The sequence below is a fragment of the Streptomyces sp. NPDC058257 genome (assembly GCF_042881845.1).
Classification (GTDB): Bacteria; Actinomycetota; Actinomycetes; order Streptomycetales; family Streptomycetaceae; genus Streptomyces.
Genome location: NZ_JBHVXJ010000001.1, coordinates 196,217 through 213,174, shown reverse-complemented (window position 1 = coordinate 213,174; position 16,958 = coordinate 196,217). Strand labels below are relative to the sequence as shown.

At 70.9% G+C, this 16,958-nt stretch carries 14 protein-coding genes and 1 pseudogene; 7 read left to right on the top strand and 8 right to left on the bottom strand.

The annotated features are described in order from the left end of the window. Window positions 1–53: 53 nt before the first annotated feature. Complete coding sequence (locus ACFVXC_RS00915) at window positions 54–1,742, bottom strand: molybdopterin-dependent oxidoreductase (RefSeq protein WP_389900289.1); 1,689 nt, start codon at window positions 1,740–1,742, stop codon at window positions 54–56. Window positions 1,743–2,168: 426 nt separating this feature from the next. On the opposite strand from ACFVXC_RS00915, the gene ACFVXC_RS00910 reads away from it, so the two are divergent. From ACFVXC_RS00910 to proP, 3 genes are all read left to right on the top strand, one after another. Then, window positions 2,169–3,293 carry an ABC transporter substrate-binding protein gene (locus tag ACFVXC_RS00910; protein ID WP_389900288.1) on the top strand — a complete coding sequence of 375 codons (1,125 nt, stop codon included), beginning with the start codon at window positions 2,169–2,171 and terminating at the stop codon, window positions 3,291–3,293. Window positions 3,294–3,397: 104 nt separating this feature from the next. Continuing rightward, window positions 3,398–4,351, top strand: a complete 954-nt coding sequence (locus ACFVXC_RS00905; protein WP_389900287.1) for a LysR family transcriptional regulator — start codon at window positions 3,398–3,400, stop codon at window positions 4,349–4,351. Window positions 4,352–4,572: 221 nt separating this feature from the next. Beyond that, window positions 4,573–6,117, top strand: coding sequence for a glycine betaine/L-proline transporter ProP (gene proP, locus ACFVXC_RS00900; protein WP_389900286.1), 1,545 nt, complete (start codon window positions 4,573–4,575; stop codon window positions 6,115–6,117). 38 nt (window positions 6,118–6,155) lie between these two features. Here proP and ACFVXC_RS00895 read toward each other — a convergent pair whose 3' ends face one another. Beyond that, on the bottom strand, window positions 6,156–6,686 hold the full coding sequence (locus ACFVXC_RS00895) for a carboxymuconolactone decarboxylase family protein (protein WP_389900285.1): 531 nt from the start codon (window positions 6,684–6,686) through the stop codon (window positions 6,156–6,158). Window positions 6,687–6,960: 274 nt separating this feature from the next. Between ACFVXC_RS00895 and ACFVXC_RS00890 the strand changes: the two genes are divergently transcribed. Together ACFVXC_RS00890 and ACFVXC_RS00885 are read left to right on the top strand one after the other, a co-directional pair. Beyond that, on the top strand, window positions 6,961–7,731 hold the full coding sequence (locus ACFVXC_RS00890; protein ID WP_389901513.1) for a cyclase family protein: 771 nt from the start codon (window positions 6,961–6,963) through the stop codon (window positions 7,729–7,731). After that, window positions 7,728–9,383, top strand: coding sequence for a thiamine pyrophosphate-binding protein (locus ACFVXC_RS00885; RefSeq protein ID WP_389900284.1), 1,656 nt, complete (start codon window positions 7,728–7,730; stop codon window positions 9,381–9,383). The genes ACFVXC_RS00890 and ACFVXC_RS00885 overlap by 4 nt, the downstream gene beginning before the upstream one ends. 233 nt (window positions 9,384–9,616) lie before the next feature. On the opposite strand, the gene ACFVXC_RS00880 is transcribed toward ACFVXC_RS00885, so the two are convergent. Further along, the gene (locus tag ACFVXC_RS00880) at window positions 9,617–10,069 is read right to left on the bottom strand and encodes a winged helix-turn-helix transcriptional regulator (protein WP_389900283.1); all 453 of its coding nucleotides are present in this window, start codon (window positions 10,067–10,069) and stop codon (window positions 9,617–9,619) included. A 173-nt stretch (window positions 10,070–10,242) separates the two neighbouring features. Between ACFVXC_RS00880 and ACFVXC_RS00875 the strand changes: the two genes are divergently transcribed. Then, the gene (locus tag ACFVXC_RS00875; RefSeq protein WP_389900282.1) at window positions 10,243–11,460 is read left to right on the top strand and encodes an MFS transporter; all 1,218 of its coding nucleotides are present in this window, start codon (window positions 10,243–10,245) and stop codon (window positions 11,458–11,460) included. Here ACFVXC_RS00875 and ACFVXC_RS00870 read toward each other — a convergent pair. The 3 genes from ACFVXC_RS00870 to ACFVXC_RS00860 form a co-directional block, all read right to left on the bottom strand. Then, a complete protein-coding gene (locus tag ACFVXC_RS00870; RefSeq protein ID WP_389900281.1) occupies window positions 11,444–12,628 on the bottom strand; it encodes a hypothetical protein in 1,185 nt (394 codons plus the stop codon). The genes ACFVXC_RS00875 and ACFVXC_RS00870 overlap by 17 nt on opposite strands. After that, window positions 12,628–13,710 carry a hypothetical protein gene (locus tag ACFVXC_RS00865; RefSeq protein ID WP_389900280.1) on the bottom strand — a complete coding sequence of 361 codons (1,083 nt, stop codon included), beginning with the start codon at window positions 13,708–13,710 and terminating at the stop codon, window positions 12,628–12,630. The genes ACFVXC_RS00870 and ACFVXC_RS00865 overlap by 1 nt, the downstream gene beginning before the upstream one ends. 272 nt (window positions 13,711–13,982) lie before the next feature. Beyond that, the gene (locus tag ACFVXC_RS00860) at window positions 13,983–15,158 is read right to left on the bottom strand and encodes an FAD-dependent oxidoreductase (RefSeq protein ID WP_389900279.1); all 1,176 of its coding nucleotides are present in this window, start codon (window positions 15,156–15,158) and stop codon (window positions 13,983–13,985) included. Between the two features lie 128 nt (window positions 15,159–15,286). On the opposite strand from ACFVXC_RS00860, the pseudogene ACFVXC_RS00855 reads away from it, so the two are divergent. Continuing rightward, window positions 15,287–15,490, top strand: a pseudogene (locus tag ACFVXC_RS00855) (FAD-dependent monooxygenase); the annotation flags it as partial. A 92-nt stretch (window positions 15,491–15,582) separates the two neighbouring features. Here ACFVXC_RS00855 and ACFVXC_RS00850 read toward each other — a convergent pair. Both ACFVXC_RS00850 and ACFVXC_RS00845 read right to left on the bottom strand, forming a co-directional pair. Continuing rightward, entirely contained in the window at window positions 15,583–16,518 is a 936-nt protein-coding gene (locus ACFVXC_RS00850; protein ID WP_389900278.1) for a M56 family metallopeptidase, read from the bottom strand. Beyond that, complete coding sequence (locus tag ACFVXC_RS00845; RefSeq protein WP_389900277.1) at window positions 16,515–16,886, bottom strand: BlaI/MecI/CopY family transcriptional regulator; 372 nt, start codon at window positions 16,884–16,886, stop codon at window positions 16,515–16,517. Before ACFVXC_RS00845 ends, ACFVXC_RS00850 begins: the two co-directional genes overlap by 4 nt. Between the last annotated feature and the right edge of the window lie 72 nt (window positions 16,887–16,958).

Below are 16,958 nucleotides of genomic sequence, written 5' to 3'. Positions count from 1 at the left end.
GGGAACATCCGGGAACCGGCCGGGAACATCGGGGAATATCGGGGGAGCATCGGTCAATCCACGGTGACCACCACCGAATGCCAGCCACTGGACCCGTCGGGGATCGTGCGGGTCCGCTTCTGGGTCTGTGTCTCACCCGTCCGGTCAGTGGCCCGGACCGTCAGGGTGTGGCCGCCGCCGGAGGCGGCTTTCCAGGGGAAGGACCACTGGCGCCAGGTGTCCCGGGTGTCCTCGGCGGCCAGCTCGGCCTGCTGCCAGGCGCCGTCGTCCACGCGCACCTCGACCTTGTCGATGCCTCGGTGCTGGGCCCAGGCCACTCCCGCGACCATCACGGTGTCGCCGGACTTGGGGCGGGCGAACGGCTTGGGCGTGTCGATCCGGGACTGGGTCTTGATCGGCGCCCTGCGCGCCCAGTCCCGCTTCACCCAGTACGGGTCGTAGTCGTCGAACGTGGTCAGCTCGATGTCCTGGATCCACTTGCAGGCGGATACGAAGCCGTACAGGCCCGGGACCACCATGCGCACCGGGAACCCGTGCGCGAAGGGCAGCGGCTCGCCGTTCATCCCGAGGGCGAGCATCGCGTCGCGGCCGTCCATGACGTCCTCGACCGGGCTGCCGATGGTCATCCCGTCCACGGACCGCGCGACCAACTGGTCCGCGGGACCGCCCTTCGACGGCGGCTCCACGCCGCACTGTGTCAGGAGGTCGGCCAGCCGCACGCCGATCCAGCGGGCGTTGCCCACGTACGGGCCGCCCACCTCGTTCGAGACACAGGCCAGCGTGATGTTCCGCTCGATCAGCGGCATGCGCAGCAGATCCGCGAAGGTCAGGGTCTTCTCGCGGGTGACGCCCTTGCCGTGGATCCGCAGCCTCCACGCGGTCGCGTCGACTTTGGGTACCACCAGGGCGGTGTCGACCCGGTAGAAGTCCTGATGGGGCGTCATGAACGTGCTGACGTCCTTGACCCGCAGCGCCGCGCCCTTGGGCGTCGGTGAGGCGGGCGAGGCCGGGGCGGGCAGCCTGACCTGATTGCGGGAGGCGATGGCGTTCTGGCCCTGAGCGCCGTTCAGGGAGCGGCCGAGGAGAGCGGCCCCCGCGGAGGCGGCTGCCGCGGCCGTCGCGGCGACGATGAACCCCCGCCGGTCCCAGCCCGTCTCCGCCTTGGACGCCTTGGACGCCTTGGACGCCTTGGACGCCTTGGACGTGTTGGACGCGTTGGATGTCTCGGAGGCCTGATCCGCGTCTGCGAGGGCCTTCGCCGGCCGCGGGCGCAGGCGTCCGACGAGGTAGTAGAGGAGTCCCGCTCCCACCACGGCACCGGCCACCGACGGCAGTGCGTCCGTGAGGCTCGTGGAGTCGGGTCGGTTCGTCGCGGCGAAGGCCCCGATGACGCCGAACAGGAGGACCCCGGCGGAGCCGATGCGCCAAAAGCGGGCCGCCAGCGCTCCGAGCACCAGCGCGAGGAGGGTCAGGACGGCGAGGATGCCCAGTTGCAGGACGAGCTTGTCGTCCGTCCCGAACTGCCGGATCGCCCAGTCCTTCACCGCGGGCGGCGTGCGGTCGATCGCCGCCCCGCCCACCGCGATCACCGGGCTGGACTCCGGGCGTACCGCGACTGACACGAGCTCGGCCGTGGCCAGGGCGGAGCAACCGGCCAGCAGACCGCTCAGGGAGCCGAGTCCGCCCAGCCGCCATCCGCCCCTGTGCCTCGATGTTCTCGCTTCTTCACTCACACCCGTCATCCGGAGCGCGGGCGGGGCACGGATTGGTCCGGCACTCCTTTTGAGGGAGGAATTCTTCTGGACCAATCCGGAAGGCCCACAGATCCGAATGCCTTGCCGGGCTTCCGCGGGGCGGCACTCCTGGCCGGAGACGGGCCGACTGGGCGAGCCGGAGGACGCCGAGTCGATCGCGATCGCCAACGTCATCGTGCCCGCCGCGATCAAGCGGGACTTCTCGCGCTCGCGAGCCGTGAACGCCACGCTCTCGGTGGTGGCCACGGCTGAGGGACGGCGAAGAGAAATCGGTTGCCCGACGGCGGCGGTGGTGGATCAATGTCCCGACACGATCAGCCAGGTGGGCCCGGCAGAGCAACGCCCAGCCGGGACCTTGCCGCGCCGCGATCCGGGCAACCGGCAACCGACTCGTCACACGGGAGACACCGACACATGAGTACGCCACCATCGTCACCTGAAGCGGAGCGGACTGACGGGTCGTCCGTCAGGATCGGCGCGCTCGTTCCGCTGACCCGGCCCGGCTGGGTCGGGGCTGGGCGGCATCTGCTCGCCGGGCTGGAGCTGGCCGTTCATGAGGTCAATGACGCGGGCGGGATCGGCGGAGCACCACTTGAGCTTGTGGTCCGCGACACCGCGGCCGACCCGGAGAAGGCCGTGGCGGCCGTGGACGAACTGGCTCGTCTGGGCGTGGCCGCCGTGGCGGGGGAGTATCACAGCGTCGTCGCTCGGGCCGCTGCCACCAGGGCCGACGCCCTTGGCGTGCCGTACCTCTGCTCGTCGGCGGTTCTCGACGCGCTCACCGAACAGCCCACCGAATGGGTCGCGCGCCTCTCTCCGCCGCAGTCCCGCGGCTGGCGGACGTACGCGGACTTCCTCCTCGACGCGGGCCACAGCCGCATCGCCGTGGCGACCCAGCCGAGCGTCTACTGGGCATCGGGGACCCGCATCCTGCGGGACCACCTCGCTCCGCGCGGCGGCACCGTCGTCGAACTCGACACGAGCGCGCTCGGCCCCACGGCCGTCTGCGACGAACTCGTCGCCAGTGGCGCGAGTGCCCTGCTTCTGCTGGTCGGCCTCCCGGATCCGGCAGTGCCGATCGTCAAGGCCGTCCGCGGCGACAAGCGCCTCGCCGAGACCATGATCGGTGCTCCGGCCGGGCAGCCGGAGCTCGCCGAATGGGCGATGTCGCTGGGTGGCGACGGCGCCGCGATCCCCTTCCTGCGCTACCTGCCCGAACGCCTCAGCCCACTGGGCGTACGGGTCGGATCGGCCCTCCGAGAACGATTGGCCCAAGCACCCTCCTTCGTCGCCTTCGAGGGGTACGACACGATCGCCGTCCTCGCCGATGTGCTGCGCTCGGTGCGTTCCGACGGGGGAGTGGACCGGGCGCGCGTCGCCGAATCCTGGCCGGGCGTCACCGTCGAAGGAACCCGCGGGCAGATCCGGTTCTCCCGTACGCCGGGCATCAGCGTGTGGCAGTGGGACCGGACACCGATCCAAGTCGTCGATCGAGACCCGGCGGACCTCGACCGCTTTCGGATCCTGCACACCGGCTGAGGGAGCACACCGGCTGAGCCGAAGGCCGCGCCGTCGCGGCGGGATCGAACAACCGGCTCCCCGGGCAGCCACAACGATCGGTTGGGCACGCCTAGGCTGGCTCCATGGACACCGAGGCGGTTCGATCGTTCGTCCGCGCGGCCGAGCTCGGTCAGCTGCGACACGCGGCTGACGAACTCGGCGTGACGCAACAGGCCGTGTCGAAGCGGATCGCGACGCTCGAGCGCGGACTCGACGTCCGGTTGTTCACCCGTACCGCCCGAGGGGTCGAGCTGACACTCGACGGCCAAGCCTTCCTCCCGCACGCCCGGAACATCATCGAGGGTGTCGATCGCGCCGTCACCGCGATCGGACCGGGCTCGCGGGCCCTTCGGATCGACGTGCTCGGCCTGCGGTCGGCGCAGGCCGTCATCCTGCACGACTACTGGCGATCGCATCCCGAGACCGACCTCGACGTGGTGACCCTCAGGGCCAATGACCCGCGCGTGGCGGTCGCCGCCGTCCAGGCGGGCGACATCGACGCCTCGTTCCGCACGATCACCGACCCGGCCGCGCTGCCGCGCGACGTGCGGATGATCCACGCGTTCGACTCCCCGCTGGAACTCCTCGTCGGCCCGAGACATCCGCTCGCCTCCGCGCGAACACTGACGCCGGCCCAACTGCGCCGCCACCGGATCTGGGTGCCGGGTATCGCGCCACGCAGCGAATGGTCGGAGTTCTACGACCAGCTCGCCACCGACTTCGACCTCCGCATCGACGCCGCGGGCCCGAACTTCGGCAACGAGGTGCTCCTCGACACCCTCGCCGACTCCACGGACGTCGCCACCCTCGTGGGCACACGCGACCGGTACATCTGGCCGACGAACCACGACATCCGCCGCATCCCGATCGTGGATCCGACGCTCGTCTACCCGATCTCGCTCATCTTCTCCAGGCCGGATCCGCACCCGGGTCTCCGGGCGGTCATCAAACACCTCGGAGGCCTGACGGCGGGCCCGGAGCCGGTTTGGCTCCCCTCCTGGGCAGTGCCGCGGTCCGGCACCGAAACCCTGGACTAGAACACCGGCACCCGGCGGTCTCACCGAAATGACGGCTCACCGAATGGCGGGCGGACAATTTGCCGGTCGCTCTTCGGCGGCCTAATTTTGCGGCGACACAGCTTTTTCTCAGGCAAGGGGAGAAAAGCTCCATGGTGAGAGGCCTTCCGCACAGAACGCCCCGACGGCCCCGTGAGCCGGACACGGAATCGACGCGCACCTCACGTGCGGCGACCGACCGTATGGCGCGTACGCTGCTGCGCCGCCGCAAGAAGGCACTCAGCGCCGATGACGTGATGGTCTCGGACCGCCCGAAGGTGCGGCGCGCGGTGACGGCTGCCGCGCTCGGGAACACCATGGAGTGGTTCGATTTCGGCGTCTACGCCTATTTGGCGGGCACGATCGGAAAGGTCTTCTTTCCGTCCAGTTCGCCCGGGGCCCAGGTCGTCGCCACCTTTGCCACATTCGCCGCGGCCTTTCTCGTCCGCCCGCTCGGCGGTCTCGTCTTCGGGCCGTTGGGCGACCGCATCGGCCGGCAGCGCGTGCTCGCGGTAACCATGATCATGATGGCTGCGAGCACCTTCGCCGTCGGCCTGCTGCCGTCGTACGCCTCGATCGGTTTCGCCGCCCCGCTGCTGCTGCTCGTGTGCCGCCTCGTCCAGGGCTTCTCCACGGGCGGCGAGTACGCCGGCGCCACCACCTATATCGCCGAGTACGCCCCCGACCAGCGGCGCGGCTTCCTCGGCAGCTGGCTCGACTTCGGCACCTTCGTGGGCTACTCCCTGGGCTCGGGCCTGGTGACGGTACTCACCCTGGCCCTGGGGTCGGACGGCCTTGAGAGCTGGGGCTGGCGTATCCCCTTCTTCATCGCCGGACCGCTCGGGCTCATCGGCCTGTACATGCGGCTGAAGCTGGAGGAGACGCCAGCCTTCCAGCAGGAGGCCGCCTCCGCGGCGGCGGAGCGCGGGGAGGGGGCCGAGGGCGGGGACGACGACCCCATCGAGCAAGCCCGCCAGTCGGGCAAGGGGCGGCTCAAGGAGATCTTCACCCGCCACTGGCAGGCGCTGCTGATCTGCATGGGCCTTGTGCTGCTCTACAACGTCACGAACTACATGGTGACGTCGTATCTGCCCACGTTCATGACGGCGACCTTGGGCGAGAGCGACACGACGGCTCAGTTGCTGGTGCTCGGCACCATGCTGCTGGTCGCTCTCTCCATCACCGTGGTCGGCCGCAGCTCCGACCGGTGGGGCAGACGCCCGATGTTCATGGGCGGCAGCATCGCGCTGATCGCGCTCGCCATTCCGGCGTTCCTGCTGATCAGGGAGGGCGGCATCCTCCTGCCCGCGTTCGGCTGCGCCATCCTCGGGCTGCTTCTGGTCTGCTTCGCGGGCACGGCCGCCGCAACTCTGCCGGCCCTGTTCCCCACCCGTCTGCGGTACGGCGCGCTGTCGATCGCCTATAACATCTCCGTCTCCCTCTTCGGCGGCACCACCCCGTTGCTTGCCTCCTTCCTGGTCGACAAGACCGGCAACACCCTGGTGCCGGCCTTCTACTTGATGGTGGCCGGAGTGATCGGCCTGGTCTCGACGTTCTTCCTGCACGAGACGGCAGGCCGACCGCTGCGCGGCTCAGGACCCATGGTGGAGACGGACGACGAGGCCCGCGAGATCGTGGCGCGCAGCCGTACGGAGGCAGGGCGCCATGCCCGAGACCTGTGGCTGCGGCTGTGGCATCCGCGCGGGGGCGGGAACGAATCCACGAAGGCCCGTAAGCGCAAGGACTGACGGGTGACGCCGCCGAGGCCCGCTGCGCCGAGTCCGCCTCAGACGGGCTCCTCGCCCAGGGGCGGCGGGGTCCGGTCCTCGACCTTCACCTCGAAGGTGTTGAGGAAATCGCAGATGAGCTGGTAGTAGCCCACGGTGATGACGAGGTCCGCGAGCTGGTTGACCGTCAGGAACGCCAGCAACTCCGCACGTGCGGCCTCGTCGAGGGTGTGCCGGGCGAGCAGCCGGTCCGTGGCGGCCAGGACGGCGGCTTCGGGGCCCGAGAGCTTCTCGGCCGACCCGGTCCCGATGGCGGCGAGCGCCTCCTCCCCGAGGCCGACGAGGCGAGCGGCCTTCTCGTGGTGGTGAACCTCGTAGGCCGCTCCGTAGACATGACCGACCCGCACGATGACCAGTTCGCGCAAGGCGTCCGGCAGCGAGTTGTGCCGCAGGACCGACTCCCCGAGCGTCAGCAGGCCCGGCGCCAGGGCCGGTGAGTGCATCATCATCCGGAAGACGTTGAGCGAGCCGTTGGCACGCACGGCCTCCTGCAGTTCCACGGGCAGGGTGGAGAGATCCGGATACTCCATGTCGGCTCCGTTCGGGAAGTTGGGGAAGTTCGGGAAGGAAGTTCGGGGAGTTCGGCCAGGGCAGCGGGCCGCGCGGGCCGAGAGCCCGCATGTGGTGCGGGCGAGCCTATGGGACCTACCGTCTCCGGGTCGCGCCCGGGCGCTTGTGCGGGATTGCCGGTGCCTTCAGGATGCAGGCATGCCTGAGCCAACGTCAGCGTCAGCATCAGCATCAGCATCAGCATCAGCATCAGCATCAGCGTCGGGGTCCTCGTCACCCTCCGTTCTCGCCGCCCTGGTGGCGGGGCTGCGTGGCGGCGCGATCGAAGTCGTCGACCTCACCGCTCCGCTGTCGTCCACCACGCCCGTCCTCGAACTGCCGCCCCAGTTCGGGCAGACCAAGGTGTTCGAGCTGGAGGAGATCAGCCGGTACGACGACCGCGGGCCCGCCTGGTACTGGAACAACTTCCGCACCGGCGAGCACACCGGCACGCACTTCGACGCCCCCAACCACTGGGTCACCGGCAAGGACCTCGCGGACGTCGCCTCGGTGCCCGCCCACCAACTCGTGGCGCCCGCTGTGGTGCTCGACGTCACCGACGAGGTCGCCAAGGATCCCGACTTCCTCATCGAGGTGGAGCACCTGCAGGCCTGGCAGAACCGGCATGGCGCGCTGCCCGACGGCGGGTGGCTCCTGGTGCGGACCGGGTGGGACAGCAGGTCGTACGCGCAGGAGCCGTTTCTCAACGCCGACGAGAACGGTCCGCGTACGCCGGGCCTGTCCGCCGCGTGCGCCCGCTGGGTGGCCGAGGAGTCGCCGGTGGCCGGGCTCGGCGTGGAGACGGTGGGCACCGACGCGGGCCGGGCGTCCACGTTCGAGCCTGCGTTTCCCTGTCACTCGTACCTCATGGGCAGTGGCAAGTACGGCCTGACGCAGCTCCAGAACCTGGCGGAGCTGCCGCCGACCGGCGCCGTCGTGATCGCCGGGCCGCTGCCCATCGTCTCGGGCTCCGGGGCTCCCGCGCGGGTCCTCGCCCTCGTCGAACGGGCGGGGCGGCAGTCGTGAAGGTCGCCGAAGCGGTCGGGCGGGCCCTGGTCGCGGCCGGGGTCGGGCAGGTCTTCGGCGTGGTGGGCTCCGGCAACTTCCACGTCACCAACGCGATGGTGGCGGCGGGAGCACGGTTCGTCGCGGCGCGCCACGAGGGCGGTGCCGCCACCATGGCCGACGCGTACGCCCGGGTGCGGGGCGCCGTGACGGTGGTCAGCGTGCACCAGGGGTGCGGGCTCACGAACGCCCTCACCGGGATCGGCGAGGCGGCCAAGAGCCGTACGCCTCTCGTCGTTCTCGCGGCGGAGGCCACGGAGCCGCGCTCCAACTTCCATGTGGATCAGGGTGCGTTGGCGGAGGCGGTCGGTGCTGGGAGCGCCCGCGTGACGTCGGCGGCCGAAGCCGTCGCGCAGGCGGCGGCCGCCGTGCACCGCGCCGCCCAGGAGCGCCGCACGGTCGTGCTCAACCTCCCGCTCGACGTACAGGCACTGGACGTCGCGGATCCCGACCGGGCCCTGGCCGCCGTCGTACCACCGCACCCGCGCCCCGCCGTCGAACCCGCCAGCGACGACGTCGCCGCCCTCGCCGAGATCCTCGCGCACGCCGAGCGCCCGGTCTTCGTCGCCGGACGCGGCGCGCGCGGCCCCGACTGCCGCCGGGCGGTGGAGGCGCTCGCCGAGCGCTGCGGTGCGCTGCTCGCGACGTCGGCGGTGGCCCGCGGCCAGTTTCAGGGCAACCCGTGGTCGCTCGACGTGGCGGGCGGGTTCTCGTCCCCGCTCGCCGCCGAGCTGATCCGGGGCGCCGACGTGATCGTGGCCCTGGGCTGCTCGCTGACCATGTGGACGACGCGGCACGGCCGCCTCATCGGCCCTGACACGACCCTGGTCCAGATCGACGACGACCCCACGGCGCTCGGCGCGCACCACCCCGTCCACCTCGGAATCACCGGCGACGTGCTCCTCACGGCGGAGAAGACGCACACGGCGCTGGAGAACAACGGCAGCGGCGGCCGTGGCTGTCGCACTTCCGACACCGCTGACGCTCTGGCCGCCCGACTGCACTGGCGCGACATCCCGTACGACGACACCGGCACCCGCGACCGCATCGACCCGCGCACGCTCAGCATCGCCCTCGACGACATCCTTCCCGCGCGGCGGGTGATCGGCGTCGACTCGGGCAACTTCATGGGCTACCCGACGATGTACCTCTCCGTCCCCGACGAACAGGGCTTGTGCTTCACCCAGGCCTTCCAGTCCATCGGCCTCGGCCTCGCCACCACGATCGGCGCGGCCCTGGCCCGCCCGGACCGGCTCGCGGTGGCCGCGCTCGGCGACGGCGGGGCGCTGATGAGCGCCGTCGAACTCGACACGGTGCGCAGGCTCGGACTGCCCATGGTGGTCGTCGTCTACAACGACGACGCGTACGGAGCGGAGGTGCATCACTTCGGCCCGCACGGATTTCCGCTCGGCACAGTCGAGTTCCCGCCCACCGACATCGCCGCCGTGGCCCGCGGCTACGGCTTCGAGGCGGTGACCGTACGCACGCCCGCCGACTTGAAGGCCGTACAGGACTGGGTCGCGGGCCCGCGGACCGCGCCGCTGCTCGTCGACGCCAAGGTGGTGCGGGAGCAAGGGGCTTGGTGGCTGGAGGAGGCGTTCCGCGGTCACTGAGCGGACTGTCGACACTGGGCTGAGCGGTCTGTCGACATTGGACAAGCGGTCTGTCGACGTTGAGAGGTCCCTGGCTCAGCCCCTCGGCCTGGTTCAGCCCTTCGGGTGCGTACCCGGCGTGTGGCCGAAGGCGCGGCGGAAGGCGTCGATGAACGCGCTGGGCGGGGTGAGCGGGCCCTACGCGCCGACCCTGGCACGCCACCGAGCACCGAGCCCGCCGCGCCACCGGACGATCACCGGGCGGAGATCTTGTGGACGGTGGTGTTGTCGGGGTTCAGCCGCCGCCCGTCCTCGGACAGCACTTCCAGTGTGCGGAGTTGTCGTCCCCGCCGGCGGTCGACCAGCTGTGAGTGCGGTTCGTCGGGGGCGAAGAAGTTCTCTTCGCCCCACTGCCGCAGTGCCACGATGACGGGGAAGAGCGCTTTGCCCTTCGGCGTCAGTACGTACTCGCGGTAGGCGCTGCCGTCCGACGCGGGGACGGATTCGAGGACACCGCCGGCGACGAGGGTGCGCAGACGCGCGGTGAGGATGTTCTTCGCCACGCCGAGACCGCGCTGGAACTCCCCGAAGCGCCGGCTTCCGTCGAAGGCGTCCCGCACGATCAGCAGGGACCACCAGTCGCCGATCGCGTCCACCGACCGGGCGACCGGACATTCGCTGTCGTCGAAGCGCGTCCTGGTCACCATGGCTTGCCTCACTCTCACATTGGCGCGACGGCCAACGGCCATCGGCGCGACGGCCATCAGTCTGACGGTTGCAACATGCTACCAAAAAAGGCTAGCGTCGCCGTCACTTATTGGTAGCAAGATGAAACCAGAAATGCGGGGGAGCGCCCATGCCCATGCCCACACCCATACCCATGCCCGAAAACGGTGCGGGCGGCGAGTTCGTCCTGTCCCGTGGCGTCGTCCTGCTGTTCGCCGTCGCCTGCGGGGCCGCGGTGGCCAACGTCTACTTCTCGCAGCCGCTCCTGGTGACCATGGGCCACGACCTCGCCATGAGCCCGGCACTCGTCGGCAGCGTGGTCACCCTCACCCACGTCGGATACGGCCTCGGCCTCTTCTTCCTCGTACCGCTGGGCGACGTGGTCGACCGCAGACGACTCATCGTCACCCAACTGCTGTTCCTGGTGGTGGCGTTGATCGTGGTGGCCGCCGCCCGCACGGCGGCGGCCCTGCTCGCGGGCATGGCCGCGACAGGGCTTCTCGCTGCCGTCACACAGACGTTGGTGGCCTTCGCGGCAGCACTGGCGCCCGCCGCCGGGCGCGGACGGGTCGTCGGCCTGGTGACCAGCGGTGTGGTCATCGGAATCCTGCTCGCCCGCACCGCATCCGGCCTCATGGCCGATCTCGCGGGCTGGCGCTCCGTCTACCTCGCCTCGGCGTCGCTCACCGCGCTGCTCGCCCTGGTCCTGCATCGGGTACTGCCCCGCCGAAGCGATGCACCGCCGACATCCGCCCTGCGCTACGGCCAGCTCTTGCGCTCCACGATCACCCTGTTCGCACGAGAGCCACTGCTGCGGCGCCGGGCTCTGTTCGGGCTGCTGATCTTCGCCGCCTTCAGCACCTTGTGGAGCAGCGTCGCGCTGCCGCTCAGCGAAGCCCCGTACTTCCTTCCCCACAGCGCGATCGGGGCGCTGGGCCTCATCGGTGTCGCCGGTGCCCTGGCCGCGACCGTGGCGGGCCGCCTGAACGATCGCGGCCTCTCCCGGCGGACCACCGGAATCGCCCTGACACTGCTCGCCGCGTCGTGGCTGCCCCTGGCCCTCACCCGCAGCTCGCTCTGGGCCCTGGTCGCCGGGGTGATCCTTCTCGACCTCGCCGTGCAGGCCGTCCATGTCACCAACCAGACCCTGATCTACGCGCTGCACCCGGACGCGGGCAGCCGGCTGATCGGCGGATACATGGTCTTCTACTCGATCGGCAGCGCGACCGGCGCCATCGCCGCGACCTCCCTGTACGCGGCGGCGGGCTGGGGCGCCGTCTGCGCGCTGGGTGCCGCGTTCAGCTGCCTCGGGCTCGTGCTGTGGGCGCTGACCCGGGCGGAGGCGGCAACCGATGTCATGCGGGCAGCTTGATCCGCAGGGGGCCGCAGCCGATGCGGTCCGCCTCCTCGGTCACATAGCGGGGCAGGAGCGTGCGGATGTCGGCGGCGCGTTCCGTGCCGTCGGCCCGGATGAGGAACGTGACGTCGCCGGTCTGGCACTCGGCTTGGAAGAGGCCGAAATCGTCCCGCAGGAAGCCCGTCCCCGCGACGCCGCCCACAGCCCTGACCTTGGGGCCGCCCTTGAACTTCAGGCCCGTGTAGAGCGCGGCGAGACGCGGGTCCTCGACCGTCATGAGCCGCAGCCGGGGGTGCCCGAAGAGCACGTCGCGGTCGCAGGTCCGTACGGGACCTTCGCCTGCCGTCACCACCGGCGGATTGAACTTGTCGGCCTCCCGCGTGCCCTCCAGGCGCAGCCCCTCGATACCGCAGTACGCGTCGGGCTTCTCGCCCTTGAAGCGGGTGGGCGCGGGCAGCTTGTCCGCGGGGTCCTTCACCTCGCCCTCGCACCCCTGCTCGGCCATGTAGCCGTTGACGAGCCGGACCACGGCGCTGGTGAGCTGCGCGCGTTCACCGGCGTCGACCTCGTCGTCATAGGTGGTCCAGCCCGCGTCCATGTCGACCACCAGGGGGCCGTCGCCGTCCGACTGCCTGCCGACGCAGCCCTCCGGAACCGCCAGCCACGCGCGCGTGTCCGACGACATGCCCAGGAGTCCGCCGCCCAGCGGGGTCATCCGTGCGGACAGGTACTCGTCGGCCCACTTGTCACTCGAACCGCCGAACCGGGTATCGAGCTGATGGACCTGGGCCGTGACCCGCCGACCGCGCGGCGACTTCAGGCGGCACACACCGGACGGCCCTTCGGAGAAGATGCTGTCCGAGGTGATGGGCACGTCCGACGCCTCGATGTCCCGCTTGCCGGCGAAGAGATCCGCCACGTCGTCGTCGCTCAACATGCCCCAGCACGCCGACTTCGCCTCGAAGGGACCGGCCTTTGCCTGCCAGGCCACTGAGGCCCCGCCGATCAGCGCCCCGGCGACAGCGGCGGCGACCGCCGGCCGCAGCCGCCCGCGCGTGAGACTCCGCCAGTGCCACCAGGGGCGGACCGGCTCCGGGGCCGCCGCAGCCGTGGTCTCGTCCGGCTCGTCCGTCTCGTCCGTCTCGTCCGTCTCGTCCGTCTTGGTCGTCTCCGCCTCGGTCATCAGCGCTCTCCCTCGGTTCCCGCTGACGCGGCGGGCGCGACAGCCGCGCACCCCAGTCGCTGTGCCACCGCGGTGGTGAATGCGGCGAAGTGTCGCTTGGCCGCGTGCGCCGGTGCGCCCAGCATCAGGAACGTCGTCGGGCGCCCCGCGCACCGGGCCCGCACGATCTGATGGCCCGACTTCAGGACACCCTTGCCCCGCCAGCCGGGCGCGGGCGCCTTGTCGCCCGTCACGTCCTTGAGGAGCGCGTCGAACCGGGGGTGCGCGACCATCAGGGCGTCGAGGTACTCCACGTCCGCGCGGCCGATCCGTACAGAGCAGGACTGCATGTCGTCGGTGACCGCGCCCACCTGATAGGCGGTCGACCGCTCCGACTCCCTGTCCAGGTCCAGGTCGAGGCCGCCCACGCGGCACGCCGGATCGGAGTAGAAGGTCTCGCTCTTCTCCGGCAGCGTGAGCACGGGCGATGTGGTGCGCAACGGCTCCGCCGAGGCACAACCCGCCTTCTCCATCCCCTTGTTGGCCGCCTTCACCAGGAGTTCGGTCACCGCGCGCGAGCCGCCGAGGTCGGGGGACCGCTTGACCACGGCGTCGGGCTCCTGCCGCGCCTGCGCGTCGAGGGTGACCGCGGTGGGGCGGCCGTCGCGGGTGTCGCACCGCTTCGGAAGGACCAGCAGCCCGCGCGTGCCGTCGACGGCGCCGGGCAGCCCGTCGGGCAGTGGCATCGCGCCGTCGCCGAGGTGGTTGTTGAGCCACGTCAGACGGGCGTCCGCGTCCTTCGGAGCCCTGCCGTACTTCACCGTGACGGAGGTGTTCTGGACGAGTTCGTCGCCGGAGTAGACGTGGCTCGAGCGCACGGTCAGGATGCACGAGCCCGTCGGCTTCCCCGATGCCGGCGGCGTCTCCTCTGACGTACGACTGCGTGAGTCGTCGCCCGAGAACGCCGCGTCACCCAGCATGTCGGGCCCGCTGTCCTGTTCCCAAGCGCCCCAGCAGTACTGGTCCTTGGTCGCCAAAGGGCCCTGGAACGCCCAGGTTCCGACCCCCGCCACCACAACGACCAGCACGGCGCCCGACGTCACGGCCCGGCGCCGTGTGCGTATGAGCCCGCGTCCCCACGCGCGTGCGCGGCCGAACCGACCCGCCCGGCTTTCCCCCGTCACCGCTGCTTCCTCTTCCCCGCCTCGCCCGATGTGGTCGTTGATCGTATCCAGTTGAACCACCGCCCCTGATCACAGGGGGACTCGGTGTTTCCTAAGGTGCGGACATGCACAGAACCACGCCCCGCCCCGCCGCTTCAGGGACCCGCCCCATCCGCCGCAGCCGCCTCTCGGTATCCGTCACGTCGCACCGGTCAGGAAGGCTGGACCTCGTCGAAGAGGGCGAGAGCCTGGGAGGGGTCCGGGCTCACGAGGCGTTCCAGACCGGCCGTCGTGATCTTCGTCCACCTGTCGGCCCGTGCCCACATCTTTTCCTCGAAAGCGCGGACGGCCTCGTCCAGCTCTCCCGGGTCGGCGGCGGCGATGGACTCGGCGAGTTCGGCGCCTTCCAGCAACGCGAGGTTCGCGCCGGCCCCCAGCGGGGGCATCAGGTGGGCGGCGTCGCCAAGGAGCGTCAGCCCATACACGTGGTCCCAGGTGTGGGAGACGGGAAGGGTGTAGAGGGGGCGTTGGACGAAAGTGGTGCCGTGGCGCAGGAGGTCCAGGACGGGAGCGGCCCAGCCGTCGAACAGGGTCAGCAGGCTTGATCGCACGGCCTCGGCATCGGCCGGATCCAGGTCCGCGCACCGGTCCTGGCCCGCGCGCTGGTTCAGGCCCGTCTGCCGGTCCGGCGTCGTGTGCCGGTCCAGCTCCACGCGGAACTGTGCGTACACCTTGACGTGGCCGCCGCTGTTGCGCTGGGCGACGAGCCCGCGGTTCACGCCGTACACGGCCACGGAACCGTCGCCGACCAGCCGGGCGAGGTCGGGGTGGCGGGTGTCGACGTCGTCCAGGGAGGTCTCGACCATGGTGACGCCGGTGTACTGCGGTGTCACGGACGAGAGGGCCGGGCGGACCCGGGACCAGGCGCCGTCCGCGCCGATCACGAGGTCGAACGTCTCCTGCCGCCCGTCCGCGAAATGGATCAGCACTCCATCGCGGCCGTCCGGCACCACCTCCGTCACGTCCCGCCCCCACTGAACGTCCAGAGGCCCGAGCAACAGATCGCGGAGTCGCCCGCGGTCGATCTCGGGATTGGCCCGCTCACCCGGACCGGGCCGCCAGTCGCGCAGGACGGTTCCGTCCGTGTCCAGAATCCGCATGGCCTGTCCCTCGGGACGGGACAGCGCCTGGAACTCGGCAAGTACCCCCGCCTTCGCCAACGCCAGCTGGCCAAGACCCTCGTGCAGGTCCAGCGTGCCGCCCGGGGGACGGGCGTCCCGGGCGGGATCGCGTTCCAGGACGGTGACGGGGTGACCGTGACGGTGCATGACGCGGGCGAAGGCAAGGCCGGCGGGGCCGCTGCCGATCACGGCTGTACGGGGTCTCATGTCGAGACAACGTACGGCCCCTCGGCGGGCCGGTTCCGCCCTGTCACTGAACCGGGACATCGGAGTGAGCCCACGGAAGGATGATCCGGGGTGCTCAGCTCCGGGGCCGAAGAGCGCGTGGTCGTACGGGCGCCGAACTCGGCAAGGCGATCGCCGAGCACCCCGATGATGCCGAGCACCCCGATGACGTCGAGAGCGCGCTCACCGCGTACGAGCAGGCGCTGTTCCCCCGCAGCGCCGCGGCCGCCCATGACGGCAACGAGCTTCACGATCTCCTCTTCGGCGACAGCACACCGCACGGCCTGGTCAACATGTTCACCGGAGGCGAGTAGCTCCGGCGCGGGGTGGGGCCCGAGCGGCAGCCGGTGAGTCGGCGGCGAGTGTCGGCGGCAGGCGGGGCCGCAGCAGGTGAGTGGATACTCCGTCAGCGGGGCACTTCGCCCTGTGCGACCTCGACCTCGTGGTGAAAGGCGATCGCCCCGGTCGCCCCGGCCGCGACGGAGACGGCCGCGCATACGGCGAGGAGGGCGGCGATCCAAGGCGCGGTGCGTGAGCGGGCCGGGGCGGGGGAGAGCAGGGCGGCGACGCGCTGCGGGACGGGGCCCGAGGTCGCCGCCGGGGCGAATCCTGGGCGGCCGGAGCGGGTGGCGTGGCTGACGAGGGCGGCGCGGGCGATGGCGCGTGCGGTCAGCCGCCGGTCGCCTGTCGCCCGCGCGGCGGATTCGTCGGCGGCTCGTTCGACGGCTAGGCGGATGGCGGTGCGCATCGGGCCCAGCGCGGGGTGGCAGTGGGCCGTCAGTTCGGCCGTGGCGAGGAAGCGGTGGTGATGGCCCCGGTTGTGGGCTCGTTCGTGGGCGAACAGTGCCTCGCGCTCGGCCGCGTCGAGGCTGCGCAGCATCGCTGTGGTGACGACGATGCGCTGCGTGCGGCCGGGCAGGGCGTAGGCGTCGGGGTGCGGCGAATCGACGACACACAGGTCGCCCGCGGTGGGGCGGCGGTCGGCCTCGCTGGTCGCCGAGCGGAAGTCGTGCAGTTGGCGCAGGGTGGAGCGTCCCAGTTTCCAGGCGCTGAGGGTGAGTATCCCGGTGGCGGCGGCGGCCACCGGGAGTACGAGGAGGGCCGAGGGTGCGCGCAGGGGGCGGATGAGTTCGCCGAGCGTGGCGAGGCCCGGGAGCATGAGCAGGCCGGTGAGGACGAGCGTGCCGAGTGCGATCACCGAGGCGCCCGCCAGGGCGAGCGAGCTGGTGGTGAGGACGCGCAGCGCGCTGGCGGGGGCCAGGCGTTGCACGGTGCGCCGTGCCAGGGGCGCCGCCGCGAACGGCACCGCCAGCGTGATCAGGAGCAGCGCCAGTGTGATCATGATGTGTCGCCCTCAAGGAGCTGGCGCAGCAACTGCTCGTCGTCGGGATCGAGTTGGTCGACGAACCGGGCGAGTGCCGACTCGCGGTCGCTCTCCCGGTCGAGTTCCGTGTGCATGCGCCGTGCCGTCAGCCCTGGGGCGTCCTGCACCGGGAAGTAGGCGAAGCCGCGGCCCTGACGCTCGCGGCCGACGACGCCCTTCTCGAACAGGCGGGTCAAGATCGTTGTCACCGTGGTCCGGGCCAGATCGCCCGCGAGTTCGCCCTGCACCTGTCCCGGGGTGCGCGGCCCGTCGGAGGCCCACAGGGCGGCCATGACCGCGGCTTCCAGCTCACCGGACGGGCGGCGCTCGTCGTCTGGGTGGCTCATGGGAACGTTCCTCACCCCGCTATCGTCTACAGTCGAGTAGACCGTCTACAGAATTGTAGTCGATCGCGACAG